The organism is Caenispirillum salinarum, assembly GCF_044803115.1.
Lineage (GTDB): Bacteria > Pseudomonadota > Alphaproteobacteria > Rhodospirillales > Rhodospirillaceae > Caenispirillum > Caenispirillum salinarum_A.
The window spans coordinates 841,177-864,603 of the sequence record NZ_CP085224.1 but is presented as its reverse complement, the minus strand read 5'-3'; the positions used below and the strand labels follow the sequence as shown (position 1 = coordinate 864,603).

Below are 23,427 nucleotides of genomic sequence, written 5' to 3'. Positions count from 1 at the left end.
CGCGCTCTTGTGCGGCGCGGAAGACCGCTCACGGCGGGCCGGGAATGTCCTCGGGCGGGGCGGCGGCAAGGGCGCTTTCCATGTCGTGGCGCAGACGCACCGCCAGCGAATCCCGGTCGAGCGTCACGGCCCCCCGCGTCACCACGTCGCCTTTGCGCACGGCCCTTGTCAGCGGCACGCCCTGGGCCAGCCCGATGGGCAGGGCTCCGGCGGCCACCGAATCCTCGGCGGGCATGAGGCGGCCCCAGACGGTTTCCCCACCCTCGCCGTCCAGCACCTCGCCGGCCTTGAGGTCGCGCTTGGCGATGCAGACGACGTCGCCGGTGAAGCCGTGGCACTGACCCGTCGGCTCCCCGCGCAGGGCGGCCGAGGCCACCGACACCCCCAGTTCCAGGCCGATCAGGTGGTAGGGACGGTAGAGCGCACCGTAGCGGCCCGACCCGTCGGTCGCCATCCCGTACTCGCCGAAGCACCGCGCCATGTAGTCGCCGTTGGCGCGGAAGGAGACGTAAACGCCCCAGCGCAGGTCCCGCGGCACCGCCGACCCGTCGCGGTTCAGGCTGGAGACCACCTCCACCACGCCGGCCTCCGCCAGCAGACCGCCATCGGCCTCGGGCTTGAGGCGCTTGGCCAGGTCGTCGCAGCCCACCGGCGGGAAGTTCAGCCCCGCCGTCGGCACGGCCAGACCGGTGGCATTGGAGACGGCGGCCATCTCGATGGCGCTCTTGGTGCCGTCGAGAAAGCTGTTGAACATCTTGGGGTTCATGCCGCCCTCGCGCGCCTGCTCGGGCGTCAGGCCATAGTAGCCCCAGACGGTGTCGGGGGTGGAGGCATGGTATTCCGGCAGGTACTTGGTGCCCTTGCCGGCCGCCACGACCTCCAGCCCGCAGGCCCGCGCCCAGTCCACCATCTCGCAGATCAGCGCCGGCTGGTCGCCGTAGGCCATGGAATACACAAGCCCCGCGTCGGTGAAGCGGCGCGCCAGCAGCGGCCCGGCCAGCACGTCGGCCTCCACGTTGACCATCACGGCGTGACGGCCGTTCTCCAGGCACCAGAGGGCGTGACGCAGGCCCGGCTCGGGGTGGCCGGTGGCCTCCACCACCACGTCCACCCCGCCGGCGGTGATGGCCGCATGGGGATCGTCGGTGATCCAGGCGGTGCCGTGGCGCAGGGCCTTGGCGGCGGTGTTGGCGTCGGCGTGACCCTCCGGCCAGCCGGTGGCGGAGAACGCCCGGCGGGCGCGTTCGGGGTCCAGGTCGGCGACGGCCATGACGTGCAGCCCCGGCGTCGTGCGGGCGCTGGCAAGGAACATGGTGCCGAACTTGCCGGCCCCGATAAGCGCAACGCGCACGGGGCGGGACTCGGCGGCGCGGCGGGCGAGCATGGCGTGCAGGTTCATCAGGCGGACGTCCTTCAGCAGGCGACGGATTTTTCCCGTTCTGTCACCGCAGTCTAGCCGATCAGCGCACGATCCCCTACAACTGGACCGTCTTCAGAAGGAGTGCCACCGCCGATGTCCGCACCCAGCCGCCGCGCCCCTGCCGCCCGGGCGCTGATCGTCCTCGTCGCCGCCGGTGTCGGCCTGACGGCCTGCAATCCGCTGCCCGAGCCGTTCATCGACATGCGGCGCGAGGCGGGCACGCTGCGGGTGGTGGGCAGTTCCACGCTCGACCGCCCGGCCATCTGCTACAACACCATCAACGCCACCACCCAGGAAGTGCAGGCCCTGGCCGACGGCGTCTGCGCCGAGACCGGGCGGGTGGCCGTCTACGAGACCTCCGACGTCGGCCAGTGCACCGTCCTCCACCCGCACCGCAGCTTCTTCCGGTGCGACCAACCGGAAACGCCTGCCGACCCGACCCGGCAGCGCGTCACCGGCGTCGAGCCCGGACCGCTGGGCGTGCGCATCCCCGGTCCGGTGGTCGACGAACCGGCCGAGGGCGAGGACCCCGGCGTGCCCGACCTGCCGGCGGCGCCGGTGCGGCCGGGCGATCCCGACGGCGGCGGGCTGCTCGACATCTTCGACTAGGGGCGGCGCGCGCCTTGCCGCCGGACCGCCCGGCGTGCAAACTGGCGTCCAGCATCTCATCCAATCTTCCTACGCCGACCGAGGGACCCGCTCCGGCCGTGACCCTGGCCTTCGCCCCCGCACTGATGACCGCCCTGGTGGCCGCACTCGGCGCCGCAGGCGCGCTGCTGGCGCTCACCCTGCTGCAGCGCCACCACCGCGCGCGCTCGGACGTCCGCGCCAGCGCCCTGGCGGAGCGCGTCGCCGCCCTGGAGGGGGCCCTGGCCGCCGCGCCCGACGGACACTTCATCTGGTTCCATGGCGACGGGCCCGAGGTTGCGGCAGGCGGCTGCTCGCGCCGCCTGGCCGTTCTGCTCGGCCTGTTCCGCGGCACCGACACGCCCTGGAGCGATGTCGCCGGCGGCTTCGGCGGCGGCGAGACGGCCCGGCTGGAGGAAGCCGTCGGGACCCTGCGGGCCCATGGCGAGGGATTCGAGATCGAACTGGAGCACAGCGACTCCGGCCGCCGCATTCTTGCCGTCGGCATCCGAGCGGTGCGCGACGACGGCGGCCCGCTGGCCGACGTGGTGTGGATGCGCGACGTCACCGAGGGCGCCGCCGCCGTCGAGGGGCTTACCGCCGAAACCGCCGCCCTGGGCGCCGAGCGGGACCGCCTGGGCGCGGCGCTGGACGGTCTGGACTGCCCGGTGTGGCTGCGCGACGAGAACCTGTCGCTGGTCTACGCCAACCGCGCCTACATGACGGCCGTCGATGCCGAGGACCGCGACGCCGTCACGGCCGAGCAGCGCGAGCTGGCCTCGACCACCACCGCCCGCCGCCTGCGGGCCCTGGCCGCCGCCGCGCGCGCCGCCGGCACCCTGCGGCAGGAGGCGGTGCCCATCGTGGTGCGCGGCAACCGGCGGCTGATGGAGGTGTCGGAAGGCCCCATCAACCTGCCCGGCCGCACGCCCTACGACCAGCCGCGCCGCTTTACCGCCGGCGTCGCCTACGACGTCACCAGCCGCGAGGACCTCGCCAAGCGCCTGGCCCGCGAGGACGCAGCCCACGCCGAGGTGCTGGAGCGCCTGTCCACCGCCATCGCCATTTTCGACAACGACGCCCGCCTGCGGTTCTTCAACGCCAGCTTCTCGGAACTGTGGGCACTGGACCCGGAATGGCTGTCGCAGGGCCCCGGCTACGGCGAGGTGCTGGAAATCCTGCGCGAAAACCGCCAGTTGCCGGAAGTCGCCGACTATCCGGCCTTCAAGGAAGGGGAACTGGCGCGCTTCCGCCACCAGCTCAGCGCCACGGAAGACCTGCTGCACCTGCCCGACGGCTCCACCCTGCGGCGGGTGATCGCGCCGCACCCCATGGGCGGGCTGCTCTGCACCTTCGAGGACGTCACCGACCGCCTGGCGCTGGAGCGCAGCTACAACACCCTCATCGCGGTCCACCGCGAAACCCTCGACCACCTGCGCGAGGCCGTGGCGGTGTTCGGCGACGACGGGCGCCTGCGCCTGTCCAACCCGACGTTCCTGGCAATGTGGGACCTGCAGCCCACCGATGTCGGCAGCCGCCCCCACGTCGTTCAACTGGCGGAGCGCCTGGACGACCTGTGCGCCAGCGAGCACGAGGCCCAGTCCCTGCACGCCTTCCTCGCTCCGCCCGGCCCCGGCGAGCGCTCGGCCCGGCGGGCGCGGCTCATCAAGGCGGACGATACGGTGCTGGAGGCCGTCTCCGTCCCCCTGCCCGACGGCGGCGTGCTGGCGACCTTCGCCGATGTCACCGACAGCGCGCGGGTGGAGCGTGCCCTGCGCGAGCGCGCCGAGGCCCTGACCACGGCCGACAGGCTGAAGAGCCGCTTCCTCGCCAACGTCTCCTATGAACTGCGCACGCCGCTGACCACCGTGTCGGGCTTTGCCGAGATCCTGGCCGACGGCTATTACGGGCCGCTCAACCCGCGCCAGCAGGAATACGCGCGCTCGGTGGCGGAGACGGCGCAGTCGCTGGTTACCCTCATCGACGACATTTCCGACCTGGCCTCCATCGAGGCCGGCGAGTTGTCGCTGGAACTGGACGCCTTCGACGTCCATGCGGCGCTGGCGAGCGTGCTGGCGCTGACCCGCGAGAGCATGAAGCGGAAAGAGGTCACGCTGAACTTCGACTGTCCGCCGGACACGGGCTGGATGGTCGCCGACGAAAAGCGCGTGAAGCAGGTGCTCTACCACCTTCTGTCCAACGCGGTGAAGTTCACGCCCCAGGGCGGCAGCGTCATCCTGGCCGCCCAGCGCGAGGGCGCGGACATCGTCTTCACGGTGGCCGACACGGGCGTCGGCATCGCGCAGGAGGACCAGCGGGCCATCTTCGACACCTTCGCCCGCGGCGGCGGCGCGCCCGGCCACGGCATGGGCCTGTCGCTGGTGCGCAGTTTCGTGGAACTGCACGGCGGTTCGGTGGAGCTGGTGTCGGTCCCCGACGAGGGAACGACCGTCATATGCCGCATCCCGTCGGGCACCGGCGCGGAAAGCCGGCAGCTGGCGGGGTGACGCCGGGTCAGGGACCGGCGGGTAGTGTGGTGAACCACCACGTCACCAAGGCACCAAGAAAGCGCGCGACGGCGCCCGTGGCTCCCTCGCATCACCATTCCGGCGCAGCCGGAATGCAGTGCGGCGACGCAAAAACGGGGCGGCTCCGTGGGAGCCGCCCCGCTTCGTTTTCACCCGGTACGGCGCCGCCGGGTCAGGCGGCCGAGTGGCGGGCCGAGGCCGCCTTGTCGTGGGTGCGCCCGACCAGGGCGTCGTAGTCCTCCACCAGCGCCTTGCAGACGTCGCCGGGGGTGAAGGCGTAGGGGCCGATCTCGCGCACCGGCGTGACCTCGGCGGCCGTGCCGGTCAGGAAGCATTCCGTGGCGTCGGCCATCTCTTCCGGCATGATCTTGCGCTCGACGACCTTCAGGCCGCGCTTCTTCGCCAGGTCGATGACCGTGCGGCGCGTGATGCCGTCCAGGAAGCAGTCCGGCGTCGGCGTGTGCAGTTCGCCGTTCATCAGGAAGAAGATGTTGGCGCCCGTCGCCTCGGCCACCTGGCCGCGCCAGTCCAGCAGCAGGGCATCGTCGTAGCCTTCGTTCTCGGCCTTGTGCTTGGACATGGTGCAGATCATGTACAGGCCCGCCGCCTTGGACTTGACCGGCGCGGTGCGCGGGTCGGGGCGGCGCCAGTCGGAGATCGCGAGGCGGATGCCGCGCAGGCGCGCTTCCGGCGAGAAGTAGCTGGGCCACGGCCAGGTCGCGATGGCGACGTGGGTCTTGGTCTGCTGGGCGGACACGCCCATCTGCTCGGACCCGCGCCAGGCGATGGGACGGACATAGCCGTCGACGATGTTGTTGGCCTTGACCGTCTCGATGGTGGCGGCGTCGATCTCGTCGACCGTCATGGGAATCTCGAAGCCCAGCTCCCTGGCCGAATCGATCAGGCGCTGGGAGTGTTCGCGCAGCTTGAACACGTTGCCGGCATAGACACGCTCGCCCTCGAACACCGCCGACGCATAGTGCAGCGCGTGGGTCAGCACGTGCACCTTGGCATCGCGCCAGTCAACAAGCTTGCCGTCGTGCCAGATCAGGCCGTCGCGGTCGTCGAAGGAGGGAACCGACATGTTTCTGCGCCTCTTGGTGATAGAAATTTAGCCGTACCGGGTTATCCTCGGTAACATTGTTCCCGCAGATATGTCAATATGACTGTCCCATGCAGTTTATGCCATACTGCCCTGTGTCGGACGTCCCCGCCCAGGCCCGCCCGCCCGCCACCGACCACAGCCGAGACGCGCGCAAAGCTTCCATGTCAGACATCAAATCCGGCGCCAACCTTCTGTTCCTCCGCGAGGAGGAGCTTCGCCAGGGCATCGAGCTTCTGTTCTTCGCCTATCGCGACTTCACCGGCGAGGCCGATGCCATGCTCGCCAAGCACGGCTTCGGGCGGGCGCACCATCGCGTCATCTACTTCGTCGGCCGCCGCCCGGGCATGAGCGTGAGCGAACTTCTGGGCATCCTGAAGATCACCAAGCAGAGCCTGTCGCGCGTGCTCAGCCAACTGGTGCGCGAGGGCTTCATCACCCAGAAGCAGGGCACCCGCGACCGGCGCCAGCGCCTGCTTGAACTGACCGACAAGGGCATCGCGCTGGAAGCCGAACTGACCGAACGCCAGCGCCGCCGCATCGCCCGCGCCTTCCGCGAGGCGGGGCCGGGGGCGGTGGACGGCTTCCGCAAGGTGCTGACGGGCATGATCGACGAGCCCGACCGCAGCCATTTCCAGGCCGCCGCCGCACCGCCCGGCCGGCGCCGCCGCCCCTGACCCGGCCGCCCGCAAGACGGAGATGATCCGCATGACCGCCGACGAGGCGCCCCACATCCTGGTGGTCGACGACGACGAACGCCTGCGCCGCCTGCTGCGCAAGTACCTGACCGACCACGGCTATCTAATCTCCACCGCGGCCGATGCCGCCGAGGCGCGGGCACAGATGGCGGCGCTGGCCTTCGACCTTCTGGTGCTGGACGTCATGATGCCGGGCGAGAATGGCCTGGACCTTACCAAGGCCCTGCGCGCCGACGGTGCGGCGGTACCCATTCTCATGCTGACGGCCATGAGCGAGACCGAGGACCGCATCAACGGACTGGCCAACGGGGCCGACGACTATCTGGCCAAGCCGTTCGAGCCGCGCGAACTGCTGCTGCGCATCGCCTCCATCCTGCGCCGCACGACACCGGCCCCGGCGCCGGCGGCCGAGGCGGCGGCGATCGACGTCCCGCCGGTCCTGCGCTTCGGCGCGTTCCAGTACGACCGCATGCGCGAGGACCTGTGCCACGACGGCGTCCGCGTCCATCTGACGGGGGCGGAGGCCGCACTGCTGCGCGCGTTGGCCGACCATCCCTTCGAGGTGCTCGGCCGCGAGGACCTGGCGGCGCTGACCGGCACCAGCGGCGCCGGGCGCAACGTCGACGTCCAGGTCACCCGCCTGCGCAAGAAGCTGGAGGACGACCCGCGGCTGCCGCGCTATCTTCAGACCGTGCGCGGCAAGGGATACATGCTGCGGCCCGACTGACAGCAGGCCACCAAGCCACCGGGCCACCGGGCCACCGGGCCAAGAGGACGGACGAGACCGCGATGGGCATTTCCATCTCACGCTCCGGCGGAACGGGCGCCGACGACACGAAGGACGCCGGCCGCACGGCCGACCCCGCCCGCGACGACCGGCCGCGCCGCCGGCGCCTGCTGCGCACGCCACGCAGCCTGAAGAGGCTGGCGCCGCGCGGGCTGATGGGGCGGTCGCTGCTCATCATCATCACGCCTCTGGTCATCACGCAGGTGGTGGCGGCCATCATCTTCTACGACCGCCACTGGGACAGCATGCTCCGCCGCCTGACCGGCGGCCTGGCGGGCGAGATCGCGCTGGTGTCCGACATGCTGCGCCGGATGCCGGACGAGGAAGCGCGCGCCCAGCTTCTGACCACCGTGCACCACCGCCTGCAACTGGCGATCACCCTGCACGAGGGGGCCATCCTGCCCAACCGCGCCAAGGCCGAGCCCTGGGGCCAGATGGAAAACGCCCTGGTGAACGCGCTGGACGAGCGGGTGCGGCGGCCCTTCATCATCGACACCGAGTCGGTGGAGGACCGGGTGGAAATCCGCGTTCAGCTGGCCGACGGCGTGCTGCGCGTGCTGGCCCCGCGCAAGCGTCTGTTCAGTTCCACCACCTACATTTTCGTGCTGTGGATGGTGGGCACGTCAATGCTTCTGATGGGCATCGCCACCGTCTTCATGCGCAACCAGGTGCGCAGCGTCCGGCGCCTGGCCGCCACCGCCAACAGCTTCGGCAAGGGCCGCGAGGTACCGCGCCTGAAGGTGGAAGGCGCGCGCGAGGTGCGGCAGGCCAGCCTGGCCTTCAATCAGATGCGCGAGCGCATCACCCGCCAGATCGAACAGCGCACGGAAATGCTGGCCGGCGTCTCCCACGACCTGCGCACGCCGCTGACGCGCATGAAGCTGCAACTCGCCATGCTTGACGACGAGGACGAGGACGTCGCCGCCCTGCGCGAGGACATCGCCGAGATGGAGCGCATGCTCAACGACTATCTGGCCTTCGCCCGCGGCGAGGGGACGGAAAGCATCGCCCCCACCGACCTGGGCGCCCTGCTCTCCGAGGTGGCGGCGCGCTTCCGCCGCCAGAACCACCCCGTCGACCTGCACCTGGAGCGCGACCTGGTGCTGCCGCTCAAGCGCAATGCCATGGAGCGCTGCCTGCAGAACCTGATCGGCAACGCCATGCGCTATGGCAGCCATGTGGCGGTGCGCGCCGGGGTGCGGGACGGGACCATCGTCATCCTCATCGACGACGACGGCCCCGGCATCCCCGAGGACAAGCGCGAAGCCGTGTTCAAGGCCTTCGTCCGGCTGGAAGGCTCGCGCAATCCCAAGACCGGCGGCACCGGCCTGGGCCTGACCATCGCCCGCGACATCGTGCGCGGCCACGGCGGCGACATCACGCTGGACCGCAGCCCCCTCGGTGGCCTGCGGGTGCGGGTGGAACTGCCGGTCTAGACGCGGAACCTCAGTCGGCAGCCGCCGGTTCCGGCACGTCCTGCGCCAGAAAGGCCCGAATCGCGTCGCCGGCCTGGGCGATGCCGATGACGCCGTCCAGATGGCCGCGGGTCCCCTGAAGCTCCACGATGTCCACCGGCGTGCCGTCGGCTCCGATCAGCGTCGCCGTCTCACGCACCGCTTCCGGGAAGAAGATCAGGTCCTCGGGCGCGTGGATCACCAGCGCCGGCGCCTCGATGGCGGCCAGTCCGTCGGCCAGCGATCCGCCGTGACCGGTCAGGAAGGCTTGATTGGCCTTCACCAGGTACAGAAAATGGTTGGCGTCGGACTTGGCCGCGCGGGCGGCGGACACCTGGTCCAGCACGGCTTCCACCTGATACTGCGCCGTCATGCTCCGGGCGGGATCGGCGGCCTCGTCGGCCCAGGTGCGGCCGAAGGTGTCGTCGGCCCATTCCCAGTGGTTGGCGTGCAGGGTCACCAGCTTCAGCGCCTCGGCCAGCCCAGCGGTGGGCGGCGTGCCGTCGTAGTAGGCGCCGCCGTTCCAGTTGGGGTCCAGCTTGATGGGCGCGGCCCAGGCGTTCAGCCAGCCGATCAGGTAGGCGTCCGACGCGCCCGAGCCGATGACGGGAATGACGCGCTCCACCATGTCGGGATAGGCGCTCGCCCACTCGTAGGCCTGCAAGGAGCCCATGGAGGGGCCCATGACGGCGTGCAGTCGCTTGATCCCCAGGCTTTCCACCAGCGCCTTTTGGACGTTGACGAAATCGCGGATGGTCACCACCGGGAAGTCCATGCCCCATGGCTCGCCAGTGTCCGGATTGATGCTGGCGGGGCCGGTGGTGGTGACGGTGGGGTCGCCGGTGTTCAGGTTCACCAGCGTGTCCGACGCGATGACGTAGTACGTTTCGGTGTCGAGCGGCTTGCCGGGGCCGATGATGCTGTCCCAGTAGCCCGGCGCGGCGTCGTCCTCGGCATACTTTCCGGCGGCATGGCCGGTGCCGGAAAAGAAATGCGTGATGAGGATGGCGTTGTCCTTCGCCTCGTTCAGGGTGCCGTAGGCCTCCCATCCCACCTTGACCGGCGCGATGGTCTCGCCGCCGGCGGTGGTGTATTCGGGCATCTCGAAGACCTGCTTCTCCACCAACTCGTCATAGGCGGCGGCCTGGCCGCCGGCCGCGAGGCCCAGCGCGAGCGCCAGGGCGGCTGGGAAGCGGAAAATGGTGAAAGCCATGCGTGACGTCCTCCCGGTTGTTGTGCAGCAATGACAACCGGTTATACCCGAGCAGGTCAATCGGGAATCGGGCGTAAGCGCCGGTTCAGTGCAGCCGCTGGCCGTTGGGCACGGTCTGGTCCGGCGCGATGAGGACGATGCCGCCGTCGGGATCGGCGAAGCCCAGAACCAGGCATTCGGACATGAACTTGCCGATCTGCTTGGGCGGGAAGTTGACGACCGCCGCCACCTGCCGACCCTCCAGGCTTTCGGGCGTATAGTGGGCGGTGACCTGGGCGGAGGTGCGCCGTTCGCCGATCTCCGGCCCGAAGTCGATCCACATCTTGATGGCCGGCTTGCGGGCCTCCGGATAGGGCTCGGCGCGGACAATGGTGCCGACGCGGATGTCGACCTTCAGGAAATCGTCGAAGGTGATGGTGCCGTCATCCTGGGCCATGGCCGGGCGCTCCGTGCAATGGTGGGAGAGAGCAAGAAGCCTAGCCGCACCGGCTGAAGAAGAGCAAGCCTGGGCCGGAGGACTTACCGGAAGTTGCATTATCCGTTGCGGCAGGCACCGAATCCGGCTTGGATGGCGATGGTCGGCGAAAGCAGCAGCGCCGAGGTCAGGCGGCGCGATCGGGGAGGATGGGCTTCCCCGACCGAGGTGGAGGCCCCGCCGACCGACGGAGGAGGATACGATGAACTGGTTAGCCAGGCTTCGTGTCACCCTTAGAATCGAAAAGACCCGGAGCGCCCTGATCCTCGCTCTCCGGGTCCACTTCGACTCATAAGGAAACGGGTGGGGCGTTGGCGCGCCTCACCCACTCCGTCCATAAATCTAGCGCACGCGCCCTTTCCTCGCAACGCACCTGACTGAGCGGTGCGGCATTTCCAGCACGGCTGTTCGTTGTCTGCGGCAGCGAATCGGTGTGTCGCGACACCCGGTCGGCGAAAGCAGCAGCGCCGGGGTCAGGCGGCGCGACCGGGGAAGATTGGGCGTCCCCGACCGTGGCGGAGGCCCCGCCGACCGACGGAGGAGGATGCGATGACCTGGTTATCCAGGCTTCGTATCACCCTTGGAATCGAAAAGTGCCGGGGCGCCTTGACCTTCAGCCTCCGGGTCCACTCCGATACCTAAGGCAAAGTGTGGGGCGTGTCCGCGCCTCACCCACTACGTCCCCTAACCCAGCGCCATCATTCGGCCAAGACAACCGCCCCAACGCAAACCGGCCGCCCTGCGGGATGCGGGGCGGCCGGTGCAACGCTCGGCGGATGCCGTGGCGGCGAGGATTACTTCTTCGCCGCACCCGGGATCTGCTGGCCGGACTTGGCGACGGTGGTCTTCACCTCGTCCAGGACCTCGGTGAAACGCTTGTTCAGCAGGTCCAGCACCTCGGTGTTGGACTTGGCGACCAGCTCCGACAGCTCGCGCATGTTGGAAATGGTGCGCTCGAAGGTCTCCTTGGTGACCTCGGTCTGCTTGACCATCTTGTCGGTCGGGGTCTGCGCACCGGCGACGCCGGTGGCGGCGGCGGCGGATTCTTCCACGGCCTGACGCACGATCTCGGTCTGGCGCTTCATGATCGCCTGCATGCCCTCGAACGCCAGGCGGTTGGCGGCGGTCAGGGCTTCCAGGTTCTTCTGCTGGGTGGCGACCATGGCATCCATGTCCACGCCCGGAACCTTCATCTCGGTCAGGTACTTGCTCATGTCGAAATCGAACGGCATGTCGGTCTTGGCGGCCATCGGGTCACCTCCCTCCAATTGGGTTAAATCTCCGTGGAAAGACGCTAGTTTTCGCAACCGCACAAGTCAAGTCGAAATATGCTGCGCCGCACAACGGTCATGCCGTACCACAAAAAATTCACGCTCTGCGGCACGCCGGACCGACGGCAGTCAGTCGTCGCCGGGCTCGATTTCGGGTTCGTCCCCGGTCGGAGTCGTGCGGGCCGGCCTGGCGTCGGTGCCGGGCGCCTTCATGACGGGTTCGTCGGGGCCGGCGCCCTCGCCCGGTGCCGGTTCCATGCCGGACCCCGTCTCGGCCGCCGCCGCCCCCGGGCCGGCAAACGGGTTGCGGACCCCCCCGGAGCCCAGGCCCGGAACCATGGCCACGATGTCGTCGACGTTCTTCAGCGCCTTGTCCAGCGCCGCCATGGTGCGGGCCAGGTCCTCGGTGTCGTCGCTCAGAAAGACCCGCAGCACCCACAGGTAGGTGTAGGCAAGGCCCTTGATGCGCACATACCCGCGCACGCCCGACGCGGAGATGCCGGCCGCCTCCAGCGACAGCGCCATGGAGCGCCCCAGCCGCAGCGCCGAGATCATGCCGGTCATGGGGTGCAGCGGCAGGCCGCGGACGTAGCGGTCGACGGCCTCGCGGTGGGGCTTGAGCGCCTCGAATCGGGCCATGAGCACGTCAAACAGGCGCTCGCGCACCGGCTCGCTGGGGTCGGGCTCGGTGCGACCTTCCAGGGCATGGCGGTCGATCATGCGGAAGGCCTCGTCCACCAGGGCCTCGTGGCCGGGATGGGAGCGCGCCACGTCGCGCGGGTCCAGCCCGGCATGAAAGGCGACCTCTGCCGGAGTCACCTTGGACCACCCCTTGGCCGTGGCGACGGCGAAGACGGCGGCGCCGATGGCGTCGAAGTCGGTCGGGGCATCGGAAGCGGTCATGAACCCTCCTGGCGAAACGCGAGTGCCTGGCCGGACGACGGATCACCAACGTCGAGCCGCCGTCCGGGTGTTACTGCTTGAAACCCTACATCATCCCGCAAGTTCCTTCGACCGCCGGGCGGCGGCGGCCACCGCCTTTTCCAGCAGCGCGGGAAACCCGTCGTCGGCCCGCAGGACCTCCAGCGCCGCCGCGGTGGTGCCGCCGGGGCTGGTGACGTTTTCGCGCAACCGGGCGGGGTCCTCGCTGGCGCGGTACATCAACTCCCCGGCGCCGCACACGGTTGCGCGAGCGAGCATGGCGGCCAGGTTCGCCGGCAGCCCCGCCTCCTCGCCGGCGGCCGCCATGGCCTCGGTCAGCGCGAAAACATAGGCCGGGCCCGAGCCCGACACGGCGGTGACGGCATCCATCTGGGTCTCGTCGTCCACCCAGGCCACCTGGCCGACGGCCTCCAGCAGCATGGTGCAGGTGTCGCGCATGGCGTCGGTCACGCCCTCACCGGGGCAGCAGACGGTGATCCCCCGCCCGACGGCCGAGGGCGTGTTGGGCATGGCCCGCACGATCACGGCCTCGTCCGCCCCCACGGCCCGGCGCAGCGAGGCGAGCGTCCGGCCGGCGGCGATGGACAGGAAGACCGTCTTGTCGGAGGCGAACCGCGCGAAGGCCGGGGCCACCTCGTCCATCATCTGCGGCTTGACGGCCAGCACCACGACGTCGGGGCGGAACCCCTGGGGCACCGCGTCGGCCGAGGGGACGACCTTGGCCGTGGTTTCCTCGACCCCGTTGGGCTCGACCACCACCACGTTCTCGGGCGACACGGAATGCTCCAGCCAGCCGGACAGCATGGCGCCGCCCATCTTGCCGCAGCCGACGAGGAGGATGGAAATGCTCATGGGGGACCGTCTCCTTGCGTGGGGCGTGTGAAAAATGCCAGGCCCCGGCATGAAACGCGAAGGAGGCCCACCGCATCAAGCCCCGAGGCACAGGCCCGGGCGAGGCGGACGGGAAAAACGGCCCCCGGAGCGCGGACTTGGGATGGAGGCGGCGCGCTCCGGGGGCCCGTACGGCCGGCGAGAGGGGTCAGGCCTCGCCGACGGTATCCAGCATGGCGGCGTCGATGGCCTGCCGGGCCGTCATGCCGCCGTCGATGAGGAACTGGAAGGCCGGGTGGAAGCGCTCGCACTCCTCCACCGCCAGGTCCATCAGTTCCTCCAGCGTCTCTTCGTTCAGCCCGTGGCGCAGCATGGCGGTGTGGCGGAACATGGGGATGCCGTCGTCATGCCACAGGGCGAAGTGCCCCAGCCACATGCGCTCGTTCAGGTGGGCGAGCAGCTCGTAGGCGTCGGGCCAGCGGTCCTTGGGGATGCGCATGTCGAAGGCGCAGGTGAAGTGCAGGCTTTCCAGGTCCTGCGACCACGCGAAGAACAGGCCGTACTCGCACCAGTGGCCGGGCACGTCCATGGCGGCTTCCTGGGCGCTGGGCCGATCGACGGGCCAGTCCCGGGACAGGGCGACGGTTTCGACGAGATCGATGGGGTTGGCGTCGAGCGACGCGGCGTCGAGCGGGGCCGAATACATGCGGTCACCTCCCTGGCGCAAGGCGGACGCGGTGTTTCGCATCCGCGAAAGGGCGGCACGGATAGGCGCGGCGAGAGTAAATCTTGTTGCCGCGCACGGCCCGAGCCACAAGAGCTAGCCTGACAGAGGCGGGAGTCCCTGGCAAGCGTCCTGTTGCGCCCGCAAAACGAAAAAACGGTGGATATCAGACGGGTCATCGAAAATTCATCGATTCTGCACGACCTTCGCGACCATGCGACCGCCTTCGAGAGATTAAGCGTCCTCGTAATGTCAGTGGACTGACCGCAGCCGGCAGTGGCACTCTGTGGGATCAAGTCCCCATGTTGGCGCGTTTTTTTTTGACGTCTCCGCCCGCCAGACGCACAGATACGACGGGAGAGCACCCGATGCCGGAAGCCGATCAGATGATTCAGCGCCAGAAGGTGATCGGGGATTTCGGCGAACTGGCGCTGCGCTGTGAGGACCTGGACGACATTCTTTTCGAGGCCTGCCGGCTGGTCAGCAAGGCGCTGGATACCGAGCTTGCAAAAGTGATGGAGATCAGCGAGGACGGCGACAGCCTGCTGGTACGGGCCGGGTTCGGCTGGCGGACCGGGGTGGTCAACCAGTTGCGCCTTCTCATGGCCGACAAATCCTCGGAAACCTACTCCGCCGCATTCGGGCATCCGGTGATCGTGCAGGACATCCAGACCGAGGACCGCTTCGCGTTCCCGCAGTTCCTCAAGGACGAAGGCGTGCGGGCGATGGTCAACGTGCCGATCCTTCTGCCCGGCGGCCGGCGCTACGGCCTTCTGCAAGTGGACGCCAGGACGCCGCGCGATTTCAACGACGACGACATCGCCTTCCTGCGCACCTACACGGCCATTCTGGGGCCGGTGATCGACCGCTTGCACAAGGCCCACAGCCTGAAGGCTGCGCTGGAGAGGAACGAACAGTTGCTCAGTGAACTCCAGCATCGCGTCAAGAACCACCTGGCGATCGTCACCGGGCTGGTGCGGATGCGGGCCCGCAACGTCGCGTCGACCGAGGCGCGGGCGGAACTGAAGGCGGTGGAAGAGCGCATCGAGACCCTGCGCCTCGTGCACGATCAGTTGCATCAGGCCAAGATGACGGAGTTGCTTTCCCTCAGGAACTACATCGTGCCGCTGGTGGAAAACCTGTGCCGCGCGCACGACTGCACCGCCGCCGGCCTGACTCCGGTCTTCGAGGTGGAGGACATCGAGATCACGCCCGAAATAGCCGTTCCCATCGGGCTCGTGGTGAACGAGTTCATTACCAACAGCATCAAGCACGCTTTCGATCAGAGCCCCGGCCGTCTCGGCGTGAAAACCACGGTGGCCGGGCCCGGTCGGGTGACGCTCCGCCTGTCCGACAACGGCAAGGGGCTGCCGGAGGGGGCGCACGAGAGACGCGAGGGCGCCGGTTCCGGCCTGAGGCTGATCGACGGTCTGGCGCGCCAGATCGGCGCCGAGCCGCAGTGGTCGTCAGGTCGGGACGGGACGGAGCTGCGCCTGGAGGTCGACCTCGGCGAAAAGTTGCCGGAGAGATAGGCGCCAAATCAGACCCGGCAGCGACCCGTGGGGCCGCCGCCGTGCAGTCTGTTCCTCGCATGGCGGGCCGCCGGTCGGCGGCCCGGCCCTCAGGCCTTGGTGTCGTCGCCGCCGGTTTCGTCCTCGGACGCCTCGCCGTCGATCTCGCCCTCTGGGTCGACGCCGGCCTTGCGGGCGGCGGTGCCCGTGCCGGCGGGGGCGCCCGTGCGGCGGGTGGCCTGCGTGGACTGGCGGCGGCCCTGCGTCGCGCTGGAGGCCGAGGCGCCCGACGCCCGGCGCTTGAGCGCCTCTTCCAGTTCCTCGATGCGGGCGGCCAGGTGCTCGTTCTCGGCGCGGGCCTCCGCGGCCATGGCCTTCACCGCCTCGAACTCGTCGCGGGTGACCAGGTCCATCTCCGAGAGCGTGCGCTCCAGGCGGTGGCGGATGATGCCCTCGATCTCGTCGCGCACGCCGGTCAGCGCGCCCAGCGCGCCCCCGGCAACGCGGGCGACATCGTCGAACAGGCGGTTTTGCGTCTGCATGGTTCCATCGTCTCCATCATGGGCGGCACCCAGCGGCCACCGCCGAATCCTGAGCCAGAGTATGGAGACGCCGCGCGGGCTTCGCAACCGCCCACGCCTTGCGGCCAGTCCGCGCGCGGCCTATAACCGGACGGCCCGGCCGCGCGCAACGATCGCGCCGCGCCGGACCTGCGCAAGTTTGGGAGGGTCCGCATGTACGTGGTGACCGGCGGCGCCGGCTTCATCGGCTCCAACATTCTCGCCGCCCTGGAGGCGCGCGGGGCCCGCGACCTTGTGGTCGTCGACCGCCTGCGGGACACCGAGAAGTGGCGCAACGTCGCCAAGCGCGAGCTGACGGACATCGTCCACCCCGACAAGCTGTTCGAATTCCTGGACAGCCACCGCACCCGCATTGAGGCGGTGTTCCACATGGGCGCCATTTCCTCGACCACGGAGCGCGACGCCGACCGCATCGTCGACAACAACTTCAACCTGTCCATCGCGCTGTGGCGCTGGTGCACGGTCAACCGCGTGCGGCTGATCTACGCCAGTTCCGCGGCCACCTACGGCGACGGGTCGCAGGGGTTCGACGACGCCATGACGCCGGCCCACCTTGCCAGCTTGCGTCCGCTGAACGCCTACGGCTGGTCCAAGCACCTGTTCGACCGCCGCATCGCCCGGCGCGTCATGGAGAACCGCGATGCGCCGCCGCAGTGGGCGGGGCTGAAGTTCTTCAACGTCTACGGTCCCAACGAGTACCACAAGGGCCCGCAGTCCAGCGTCGTCAGCCAGGTCTATCCGCACGCCGCCGCCGACGCGCACTTCGACCTGTTCAAGAGCCACAACCCGGACTATCCCCACGGCGGCCAGCTGCGCGACTTCGTCTATGTGCGCGACGCCGTTGACGTCATGATGTGGCTGCTCGACAACCCGCAGGTGAACGGGCTGTTCAACGTGGGCACGGGCAAGGCGCGCTCCTTCGCCGACCTGGCCGCGGCCGTCTACCGCGCGCTGGGGAAGGAGGCCAATATCCGCTACAAGGACATGCCGGTGGAGTTGCGCGGCAAGTACCAGTACTTCACCCAGGCCGACATGACCCGCCTGCGCGAGGCCGGCTACGACAAGCCCTTCACCTCGCTCGAAGACGGCGTGACCGATTACGTGCAGGGGTTCCTGCACGCGGCCGACCGCTACAAGTAAGGGGGGCGGCGCCGGAGCGTTCAGCCTCCGGCTCGCTCCGTCCGTCCGCCCCTGTTCCATTCCTGCCGCCGGAAGAGACCCCACCGTGACGACCCTCGCCCTGGCCTATCCGGTCATCGACCCCATCGCGATCCAGATCGGCCCGCTGGCCATCCGCTGGTACGCGCTGGCCTACCTGACCGGCCTTCTGCTGGGCTGGTGGTACGTCCGCGCCCTGGCCAGACGCACCTCCGAATCCCCCACCGGCGAGCAGGTCGACGATTTCCTGGTGTGGGCGACCCTGGGCGTGGTGCTGGGCGGCCGCCTGGGATACGTGCTGTTCTACAAGCCGGGCTATTACCTTTCCAACCCGCTGGAGATCGCGCAGGTCTGGCAGGGCGGCATGGCCTTCCACGGCGGCGTGCTGGGCGTGCTGGCGGCCATATGGCTGTTCTCGCGACGGCACAAGCTGTCGTTCCTGCGCATGGCGGACCTGGTGTGCGCCGCCGCGCCCATCGGCCTGTTTTTCGGCCGCATCGCCAACTTCATCAACAACGAGCTGTGGGGCCGCCCGGCGCCCGACGTGGCCTGGGCCATGGTCTTCCCCGGCGCCGGCGACGTGCCCCGGCATCCCAGCCAGCTCTACGAGGCGTTCCTGGAAGGGCTGGTGCTGTTCGCGGTGCTCTTCGTCCTGTGGCGCATCCCGGCCATTCGCGCCCGCAAGGGCTTCATCGCCGGGGCCTTCCTGGCCGGCTATGGCCTCGCGCGGTTCGCCGTGGAGTTCTTCCGCGAGCCCGATCCGTTCCTGGGCACCCTTGCGGCGGGCCTGAGCATGGGCCAACTCCTGTCCCTGCCCATGGTTCTCCTGGGCATCGCCGTCATGGTGGCCTCCGGCCGCTTCCGGGCGGCGCCCGATTCCGCTCCCGCCAACGACAAAGAGCGTGAGGCATGACCGGCGTCCGACGCGACACCGAACCCTATCCCGACAGCGTCCTGCGCGCGCGCATCGACGCCGAGGGCTCCATTCCCTTCGACGACTACATGGCCGAGGCCGTGGCCGCATACTACGGCCGCGGCGACGTCTTCGGCCTCGCGGGCGACTTCACCACCGCCCCCGAGATCAGCCAGATGTTCGGCGAGATCCTGGGCCTGTGGTGTGCCGTGGCGTGGCAGCTGATGGACGGGCCGGGGCGCGTCGCCCTGGTGGAACTGGGCCCCGGGCGCGGCACGCTCATGTCCGACGTGCTGCGCGCCGCCGGCATGCTGCCGCCCTTCCGCCAGTCGGCGTCGGTGCACCTGGTGGAACGCTCCCGCCCCTTGCGCGCCATTCAGGCCCGGACCCTGGCGGAGAGCGGGGTTGCGCCCCGATGGCACGACGACATCGCGGAACTGCCGCGCGACGTGCCGCTGATCGTCATCGCCAACGAGTTCTTCGACGCCCTGCCCGTGCGCCAGTGCCAGCGGGCCATTCACGGCTGGCACGAACGCCATGTGACGGTGAACGAGGACGGCGCCTACGCCTTCACGCCCGGGCCCGAGATCGACGCGGCGGACGTGCCGGAGCACGCCCGCGCCGCCGGCCCCGGCTCCATCGTCGAGACGTGCCCCGCCGCCGGCGCCATCGCCCGCGACCTGGGTGCGCGGCTGGCCCGACAGGGCGGCGTCATGCTGGCGGTGGACTACGGATACGCGCAGTCCGCCGCCGGCGACAGCGTGCAGGCGCTCAAGCGCCACAAGTTCCACCCCGTCCTGGTCGATCCGGGCTGCGCCGACATCACCGCGCACGTCGACTTCCAGGCGCTGGCCGAGGCCGGCGAGGCGGGCGGCGCCAAGGCGTCGGGACCCGTGGACCAGGGGGCTTTCCTGAACGCTCTCGGCATCGTTCAGCGGGCCGACGTGCTGGCCCAGAATGCCGCACCGCAGCAAGCCGCGGAGGTTCGAAAGGCCTTACATCGCTTGATTGATCCCGCGGAAATGGGCACCTTGTTCAAGGTCTTGGCTCTGGCCGATCCGGCCCTGCCGCCCCTTCCGGGATTTGAGGGATCAGGCTCCACATGATTACCGTATCCGCGCTCAACGCGCTTTCAAACGTTCGCCACGCCTATTTCACGCGCAACCACGGTGTTTCAACGGGCCCCTTCCAGAGCCTGAACTGCGGCTTCGGCTCCGGCGACGATCCGGCCAACGTGCGGAAGAACCGCGCCATCGCCATGGAACGGATGGAGCTGCCGCCCGAATCCCTCGCCACCGCCAGCCAGCAGCACACGACCAAGGTCCTGGTGGTCGAAAAGGGCACCTGGGACAGCGAGAATGCGCCGGTGGCCGACGCCCTGGTCACCACGGTGCCGCGGCTGGCGGTCGGCGTGCTGACCGCCGACTGCGCGCCGGTGCTGCTGGCCGACGGGCAGGCGGGCGTCGTCGCCGCCGCCCACGCCGGATGGAAGGGCGCGCTGGAGGGCATCCTGGACCGCACCGTGGAGGTGATGGTCGAACAGGGCGCGAAGCTCGACCGCATCATCGCCGGCATCGGCCCGTGCATCGGCCAGCGCTCCTACGAGGTGGGGCCCGAGTTCCCGCAGCAGTTCATCGACGACGACTCGAACAACGAGCACTACTTCAGCCCGTCGGGGCGCGAGGGGCACTACCGCTTCGACCTGCCGGGCTACGTCGCGCGCCGGCTGGCGCTGATCGGCATCACCATGGTCATGCCCACCCCCTGCGACACCTTCCGCGAGGAAGGCCGCTTCTTCAGCTACCGCCGCAACACCCTGCGCGGCGAGACGCAGTACGGCCGCCAGCTTTCCGCCATCGCCCTGGAACGCTGAGCGGGCGCGCGCCTTCGTCATGCTCCGCCGACACGCGCGACTCCGGCCGGCCGTCCCGAGGATGATGGCCGGCGCGCTTCTGCTGCTGCTGTCCCTCGCACTGGCCGCCTGCGCGGACCCGCCCCGCCCCTTCGCCCGCGACGCCGCGCCGCCCGATGGGCGGCTGGTCCGGCCGGTGACGGGGTCGGTGGTCGCGGTGCCGCCGACGAACGGCGCCCCGGCCGCCGTCGCCCAGGCCCTGGCCGCCGCCGTGGCGCGCGGGCTGGCGGCCGCCGAGGTGCCCGCCGACGTGGACGCCCCGCGCGAGGGCGAGCATCGCGTCATTTCATCGCTCCTGGACCTTGCGGCCGATGACGGCTCCGACGCGCTGACGGTCGTGCTCGGGCTGGAACTGCGGGACGGGTCGGGCCGGCCGCTGATGATCACCCAGGCGCGCGGCCGCGTGCCCGGCGCCCTTTGGACGGCAAGGCCGGCGGACCCGGCGGCGGCCGAGGCACTGGCCGCCGCCGCCGACGCCCTGGTCGCCGCCGCCGTTCCCGCGCTCGCCGCCGCCGAACAGGCGCGGGTGCCGGTGCCGGACGGGCAGCCGCTGGGCCTCTTGGACGGCATCGAGCCCTTGTCCGGTCCGGGCGGAACCGCCTCGCCGGGCGTCACCGGCCTGCCGCGGGTGGAGATCCTGCCCGTGACCGGCGCGCCGGGCGGCGGCAGCAACAACGGGCTGATGGCCCGCGCGGCGGCCTCGGTCCTGCGCCAGGTGGGCGCCCCCGTCGCCGCCGACGCCGGAACGGCCGACGCGGCGCTGGCCGCCCTCGTCTCCATCACGCCCGAAATCGACCAGCGCGAGCGCATCCGCGTCGTGTGGAGCGTCATGACGCCCGACGGCAGGGAAATCGGCACGGTCAGGCAGGAAAACGTGCTGCCCCGCGGCTACGCCCTGCGCGACTGGCCGGACCTGGCCTTCCTGATCGCCGGCAATGCGGTCGACGGGATCATCCCGCTTCTCCGGCGCGTTCACGGGCAAGGGAACGACGGGCGCAACTGAGGTCGGCTTGCATGCCGCCGGAAACCCTTGCCAGGGCACCATGACACGCCGGTGAACACGGCTTTACACCCCGGGGGGCGGTTGTTAAAGTCCGCGCGCCTGGGAGCCCCCGCCCCCGGGCTTTTCGCTTCGTCCCCCTGTCCAGCGCCCCGGGAACCGCCATCCCATGAAAGTCCTCGCCTGTAACGCCAACCGTCCTCTCGCCGAAGCCATTGCGGCTTATCTGCACCTGGAACTGACGCACGCGAGCATTCGCCGCTTCTCCGACATGGAGGTCTTCGTCGAGATCCAGGAGAACGTGCGCGGCGAGGATGTCTTCGTCGTCCAGCCGACCAGCTATCCGGCGAACGACAACCTGATGGAACTGCTGGTGTGCCTGGACGCGCTGCGCCGCGGTTCGGCCCGCCGCATCACGGCCGTCATCCCCTACTTCGGCTACGCCCGCCAGGACCGCAAGACCGGCCCGCGCACGCCCATCACCTCCAAGCTGGTCGCCAACCTGATCACCCAGGCCGGCGCCAACCGCGTGGTGACCATGGACCTGCACTCCGGCCAGATCCAGGGCTTCTTCGACATCCCGCTCGACAACCTGTACTCGGCCCCGGTGTTCACCCAGGACATCAAGGACCGCTACGAGGGCGAGAACCTGATGGTCGTGTCGCCGGACGTGGGCGGCGTGGTCCGCGCCCGCGGCATCGCCAAGCGCATCGAGGCCGACCTGGCCATCATCGACAAGCGCCGCGAGCGCGCCGGCGTCTCCGAAGTGATGAACATCATCGGTGACGTGAAGGGCCGCAACTGCATCCTGGTCGACGACATCGTCGATTCGGCCGGCACGCTGTGCAACGCCGCCGTCGCGCTGATGAACGCCGGCGCCACCAGCGTTTCGGCCTACGTCACCCACGGCGTCCTGTCCGGCGGCGCGGTGGCCCGCGTGACCTCCAGCCCGCTGAAGGAACTGGTGGTCACCGACTCCATCCAGGCGACCGAGGCCGTGCGCCTGGCCGACAACATCCGCCAGATCACCATCGCCCCGCTGCTGGCCGAGGCGGTGGACCGCATCAGCGACGAACGCTCGGTCTCCAGCCTGTTCGACTGACGCGCGAGCGACAGCGCGTTTAACGCATCAGGGACGAACGCCCCATACTGCTGGCAAGCAGTGTGGGGCGTTTCCTTTGGCGGGGTGGGAAGGGCACGGCAATTGACCGCGCTGAGTTCGCGGCACCCGGATGGGAAATCACGACGAAATTCCGGATCGGCAAGCTGCCGAACGTCGCAAGGATTGCAGATGACCTTTCAGCCGTCCTTTGTCGGGAGGCATTTCAGCCGCTCGCCGTCACCATGGACCACGCCCGGCACGCCGGGCTCATGGACGGCGTGCACAAGGACCCGCTCGACCGCATGATCGCCACCCAGGCGCTGCCGGAGGACCTGACGGTTGTCTCGGCCGACCCGGCGCTGAACGCCTTCGGCGTCACCCGCCTCCGGCAATCTCCCCATTCGCGGTTGCCATATCGGCCTATCCGGTATAGATACCCTGCTTTCGATGCCCCGCCGGCCGCCGTGCGGGGCTCGGCGTCTTGGGCACCCCTGGAGGCCCATGACGTTGTCAGGCCCTAAAGGAGCTTTTGAACAATGGCCAACGAAAACACCCTGAACGTCTCTCGACGCGATCGGGCCGGTAAGGGGGCAGCCCGTGCGACCCGTCGAGCCGGCCTCGTGCCCGGCGTGGTCTACGGTAACAAGCAGCCCACCGAGCTGGTCGCCATGGACCCGCGCCCGCTGATCGCCGAAATGCACAAGTCCGGCTTCAACACCCGGGTCTTCACCCTGAACGTCGAGGGCGGCAATCCTGAGACCGTCATGGTCCACGACGTGCAGTTCAACCCGGTGACCGACGATCCGCAGGCCATCGACTTCCTGCGCGTCTCCGCCGACAAGGAAGTGGTGGTGAGCGTTCCCACCAGCTTCATCAACGAAGAGAAGTCCCCGGGCATCAAGCGCGGCGGCGTGCTGAACGTCGTGCGTCACGAGATCGAGGTGAAGGCCAAGGCCAGCGATCTGCCCGAGGTCATCGAGTGCGACCTGACCGGCCTGGACGTCAACGACAGCCTGCACATCAGCGCCGTCAAGCTGCCGGCCGGCGTTGCGCCGACCATCACCGACCGTGACTTCACCATCGCCACCATCGCCGCGCCGTCGGGCCTGAAGTCCGCCGCGGCCGCGGAGGGCGAGGAAGAAGGTGAAGGCGAAGAGTAATCGCCTGTAAACACAGGA

The 23,427-nt window shown here is 69.4% G+C and carries 23 protein-coding genes; 14 read left to right on the top strand and 9 right to left on the bottom strand.

Features of this window, described 5'->3' with window-relative positions; all coding sequences use genetic code 11:
• Positions 1 to 28: 28 nt before the first annotated feature.
• Positions 29 to 1,399 (bottom strand): NAD(P)H-dependent oxidoreductase, encoded by a 1,371-nt coding sequence (locus LG334_RS04040; RefSeq protein WP_404383538.1) that lies wholly within the window; start codon positions 1,397 to 1,399, stop codon positions 29 to 31.
• 114 nt (positions 1,400 to 1,513) lie between these two features.
• On the opposite strand from LG334_RS04040, the gene LG334_RS04035 reads away from it, so the two are divergent.
• Both LG334_RS04035 and LG334_RS04030 read left to right on the top strand, forming a co-directional pair.
• Complete coding sequence (locus LG334_RS04035; protein WP_404383536.1) at positions 1,514 to 2,029, top strand: hypothetical protein; 516 nt, start codon at positions 1,514 to 1,516, stop codon at positions 2,027 to 2,029.
• Positions 2,030 to 2,127: 98 nt separating this feature from the next.
• A complete protein-coding gene (locus LG334_RS04030) occupies positions 2,128 to 4,554 on the top strand; it encodes a PAS-domain containing protein (protein WP_404383534.1) in 2,427 nt (808 codons plus the stop codon).
• Positions 4,555 to 4,747: 193 nt separating this feature from the next.
• On the opposite strand, the gene LG334_RS04025 is transcribed toward LG334_RS04030, so the two are convergent.
• Positions 4,748 to 5,659, bottom strand: coding sequence for a branched-chain amino acid aminotransferase (locus tag LG334_RS04025; protein WP_404383532.1), 912 nt, complete (start codon positions 5,657 to 5,659; stop codon positions 4,748 to 4,750).
• 182 nt (positions 5,660 to 5,841) lie between these two features.
• Here LG334_RS04025 and LG334_RS04020 point away from each other — a divergent pair, with 182 nt between their 5' ends.
• The 3 genes from LG334_RS04020 to LG334_RS04010 all read left to right on the top strand — a co-directional run bounded on the left by LG334_RS04020 (position 5,842) and on the right by LG334_RS04010 (position 8,598).
• Positions 5,842 to 6,354, top strand: coding sequence for a MarR family winged helix-turn-helix transcriptional regulator (locus LG334_RS04020; RefSeq protein ID WP_404383530.1), 513 nt, complete (start codon positions 5,842 to 5,844; stop codon positions 6,352 to 6,354).
• A 22-nt stretch (positions 6,355 to 6,376) separates the two neighbouring features.
• Positions 6,377 to 7,102 carry a response regulator gene (locus LG334_RS04015; RefSeq protein ID WP_404383528.1) on the top strand — a complete coding sequence of 242 codons (726 nt, stop codon included), beginning with the start codon at positions 6,377 to 6,379 and terminating at the stop codon, positions 7,100 to 7,102.
• Between the two features lie 62 nt (positions 7,103 to 7,164).
• Positions 7,165 to 8,598, top strand: coding sequence for an ATP-binding protein (locus LG334_RS04010; protein ID WP_404383526.1), 1,434 nt, complete (start codon positions 7,165 to 7,167; stop codon positions 8,596 to 8,598).
• Positions 8,599 to 8,608: 10 nt separating this feature from the next.
• Here LG334_RS04010 and LG334_RS04005 read toward each other — a convergent pair whose 3' ends face one another.
• The 6 genes from LG334_RS04005 to LG334_RS03980 form a co-directional block, all read right to left on the bottom strand.
• On the bottom strand, positions 8,609 to 9,829 hold the full coding sequence (locus tag LG334_RS04005; protein WP_404383524.1) for a homoserine O-acetyltransferase: 1,221 nt from the start codon (positions 9,827 to 9,829) through the stop codon (positions 8,609 to 8,611).
• An 85-nt stretch (positions 9,830 to 9,914) separates the two neighbouring features.
• A complete protein-coding gene (locus tag LG334_RS04000) occupies positions 9,915 to 10,265 on the bottom strand; it encodes a tRNA-binding protein (RefSeq protein ID WP_404383522.1) in 351 nt (116 codons plus the stop codon).
• Between the two features lie 833 nt (positions 10,266 to 11,098).
• A complete protein-coding gene (locus tag LG334_RS03995) occupies positions 11,099 to 11,554 on the bottom strand; it encodes a phasin family protein (protein WP_404383520.1) in 456 nt (151 codons plus the stop codon).
• A gap of 150 nt (positions 11,555 to 11,704) precedes the next feature.
• The gene (locus tag LG334_RS03990; RefSeq protein WP_404383518.1) at positions 11,705 to 12,478 is read right to left on the bottom strand and encodes a hypothetical protein; all 774 of its coding nucleotides are present in this window, start codon (positions 12,476 to 12,478) and stop codon (positions 11,705 to 11,707) included.
• Positions 12,479 to 12,568: 90 nt separating this feature from the next.
• Positions 12,569 to 13,369, bottom strand: a complete 801-nt coding sequence (gene proC / locus LG334_RS03985; RefSeq protein ID WP_404383516.1) for a pyrroline-5-carboxylate reductase — start codon at positions 13,367 to 13,369, stop codon at positions 12,569 to 12,571.
• A 187-nt stretch (positions 13,370 to 13,556) separates the two neighbouring features.
• Positions 13,557 to 14,054 carry a YbjN domain-containing protein gene (locus LG334_RS03980; protein WP_404383514.1) on the bottom strand — a complete coding sequence of 166 codons (498 nt, stop codon included), beginning with the start codon at positions 14,052 to 14,054 and terminating at the stop codon, positions 13,557 to 13,559.
• A 386-nt stretch (positions 14,055 to 14,440) separates the two neighbouring features.
• Here LG334_RS03980 and LG334_RS03975 point away from each other — a divergent pair, with 386 nt between their 5' ends.
• Positions 14,441 to 15,604 carry a sensor histidine kinase gene (locus tag LG334_RS03975; protein WP_404383512.1) on the top strand — a complete coding sequence of 388 codons (1,164 nt, stop codon included), beginning with the start codon at positions 14,441 to 14,443 and terminating at the stop codon, positions 15,602 to 15,604.
• An 89-nt stretch (positions 15,605 to 15,693) separates the two neighbouring features.
• Here LG334_RS03975 and LG334_RS03970 read toward each other — a convergent pair whose 3' ends face one another.
• On the bottom strand, positions 15,694 to 16,125 hold the full coding sequence (locus LG334_RS03970; protein WP_404383510.1) for an accessory factor UbiK family protein: 432 nt from the start codon (positions 16,123 to 16,125) through the stop codon (positions 15,694 to 15,696).
• 192 nt (positions 16,126 to 16,317) lie between these two features.
• On the opposite strand from LG334_RS03970, the gene rfaD reads away from it, so the two are divergent.
• The 8 genes from rfaD to LG334_RS03930 all read left to right on the top strand — a co-directional run bounded on the left by rfaD (position 16,318) and on the right by LG334_RS03930 (position 23,409).
• The gene (gene rfaD, locus LG334_RS03965; protein WP_404383508.1) at positions 16,318 to 17,304 is read left to right on the top strand and encodes an ADP-glyceromanno-heptose 6-epimerase; all 987 of its coding nucleotides are present in this window, start codon (positions 16,318 to 16,320) and stop codon (positions 17,302 to 17,304) included.
• A gap of 85 nt (positions 17,305 to 17,389) precedes the next feature.
• Complete coding sequence (gene lgt / locus LG334_RS03960; protein WP_404383506.1) at positions 17,390 to 18,235, top strand: prolipoprotein diacylglyceryl transferase; 846 nt, start codon at positions 17,390 to 17,392, stop codon at positions 18,233 to 18,235.
• A complete protein-coding gene (locus LG334_RS03955; RefSeq protein ID WP_404383504.1) occupies positions 18,232 to 19,341 on the top strand; it encodes a class I SAM-dependent methyltransferase in 1,110 nt (369 codons plus the stop codon). The genes lgt and LG334_RS03955 overlap by 4 nt, the downstream gene beginning before the upstream one ends.
• On the top strand, positions 19,338 to 20,108 hold the full coding sequence (gene pgeF / locus LG334_RS03950; protein WP_404383502.1) for a peptidoglycan editing factor PgeF: 771 nt from the start codon (positions 19,338 to 19,340) through the stop codon (positions 20,106 to 20,108). The genes LG334_RS03955 and pgeF overlap by 4 nt, the downstream gene beginning before the upstream one ends.
• A gap of 61 nt (positions 20,109 to 20,169) precedes the next feature.
• Positions 20,170 to 21,150 carry a hypothetical protein gene (locus LG334_RS03945; protein ID WP_404383500.1) on the top strand — a complete coding sequence of 327 codons (981 nt, stop codon included), beginning with the start codon at positions 20,170 to 20,172 and terminating at the stop codon, positions 21,148 to 21,150.
• A 166-nt stretch (positions 21,151 to 21,316) separates the two neighbouring features.
• The gene (locus LG334_RS03940) at positions 21,317 to 22,249 is read left to right on the top strand and encodes a ribose-phosphate pyrophosphokinase (RefSeq protein ID WP_404383498.1); all 933 of its coding nucleotides are present in this window, start codon (positions 21,317 to 21,319) and stop codon (positions 22,247 to 22,249) included.
• A 62-nt stretch (positions 22,250 to 22,311) separates the two neighbouring features.
• Entirely contained in the window at positions 22,312 to 22,770 is a 459-nt protein-coding gene (locus LG334_RS03935) for a type II toxin-antitoxin system VapC family toxin (RefSeq protein WP_404383496.1), read from the top strand.
• 15 nt (positions 22,771 to 22,785) lie between these two features.
• A complete protein-coding gene (locus LG334_RS03930) occupies positions 22,786 to 23,409 on the top strand; it encodes a 50S ribosomal protein L25/general stress protein Ctc (RefSeq protein ID WP_404383494.1) in 624 nt (207 codons plus the stop codon).
• The last annotated feature ends 18 nt before the right edge of the window (positions 23,410 to 23,427 follow it).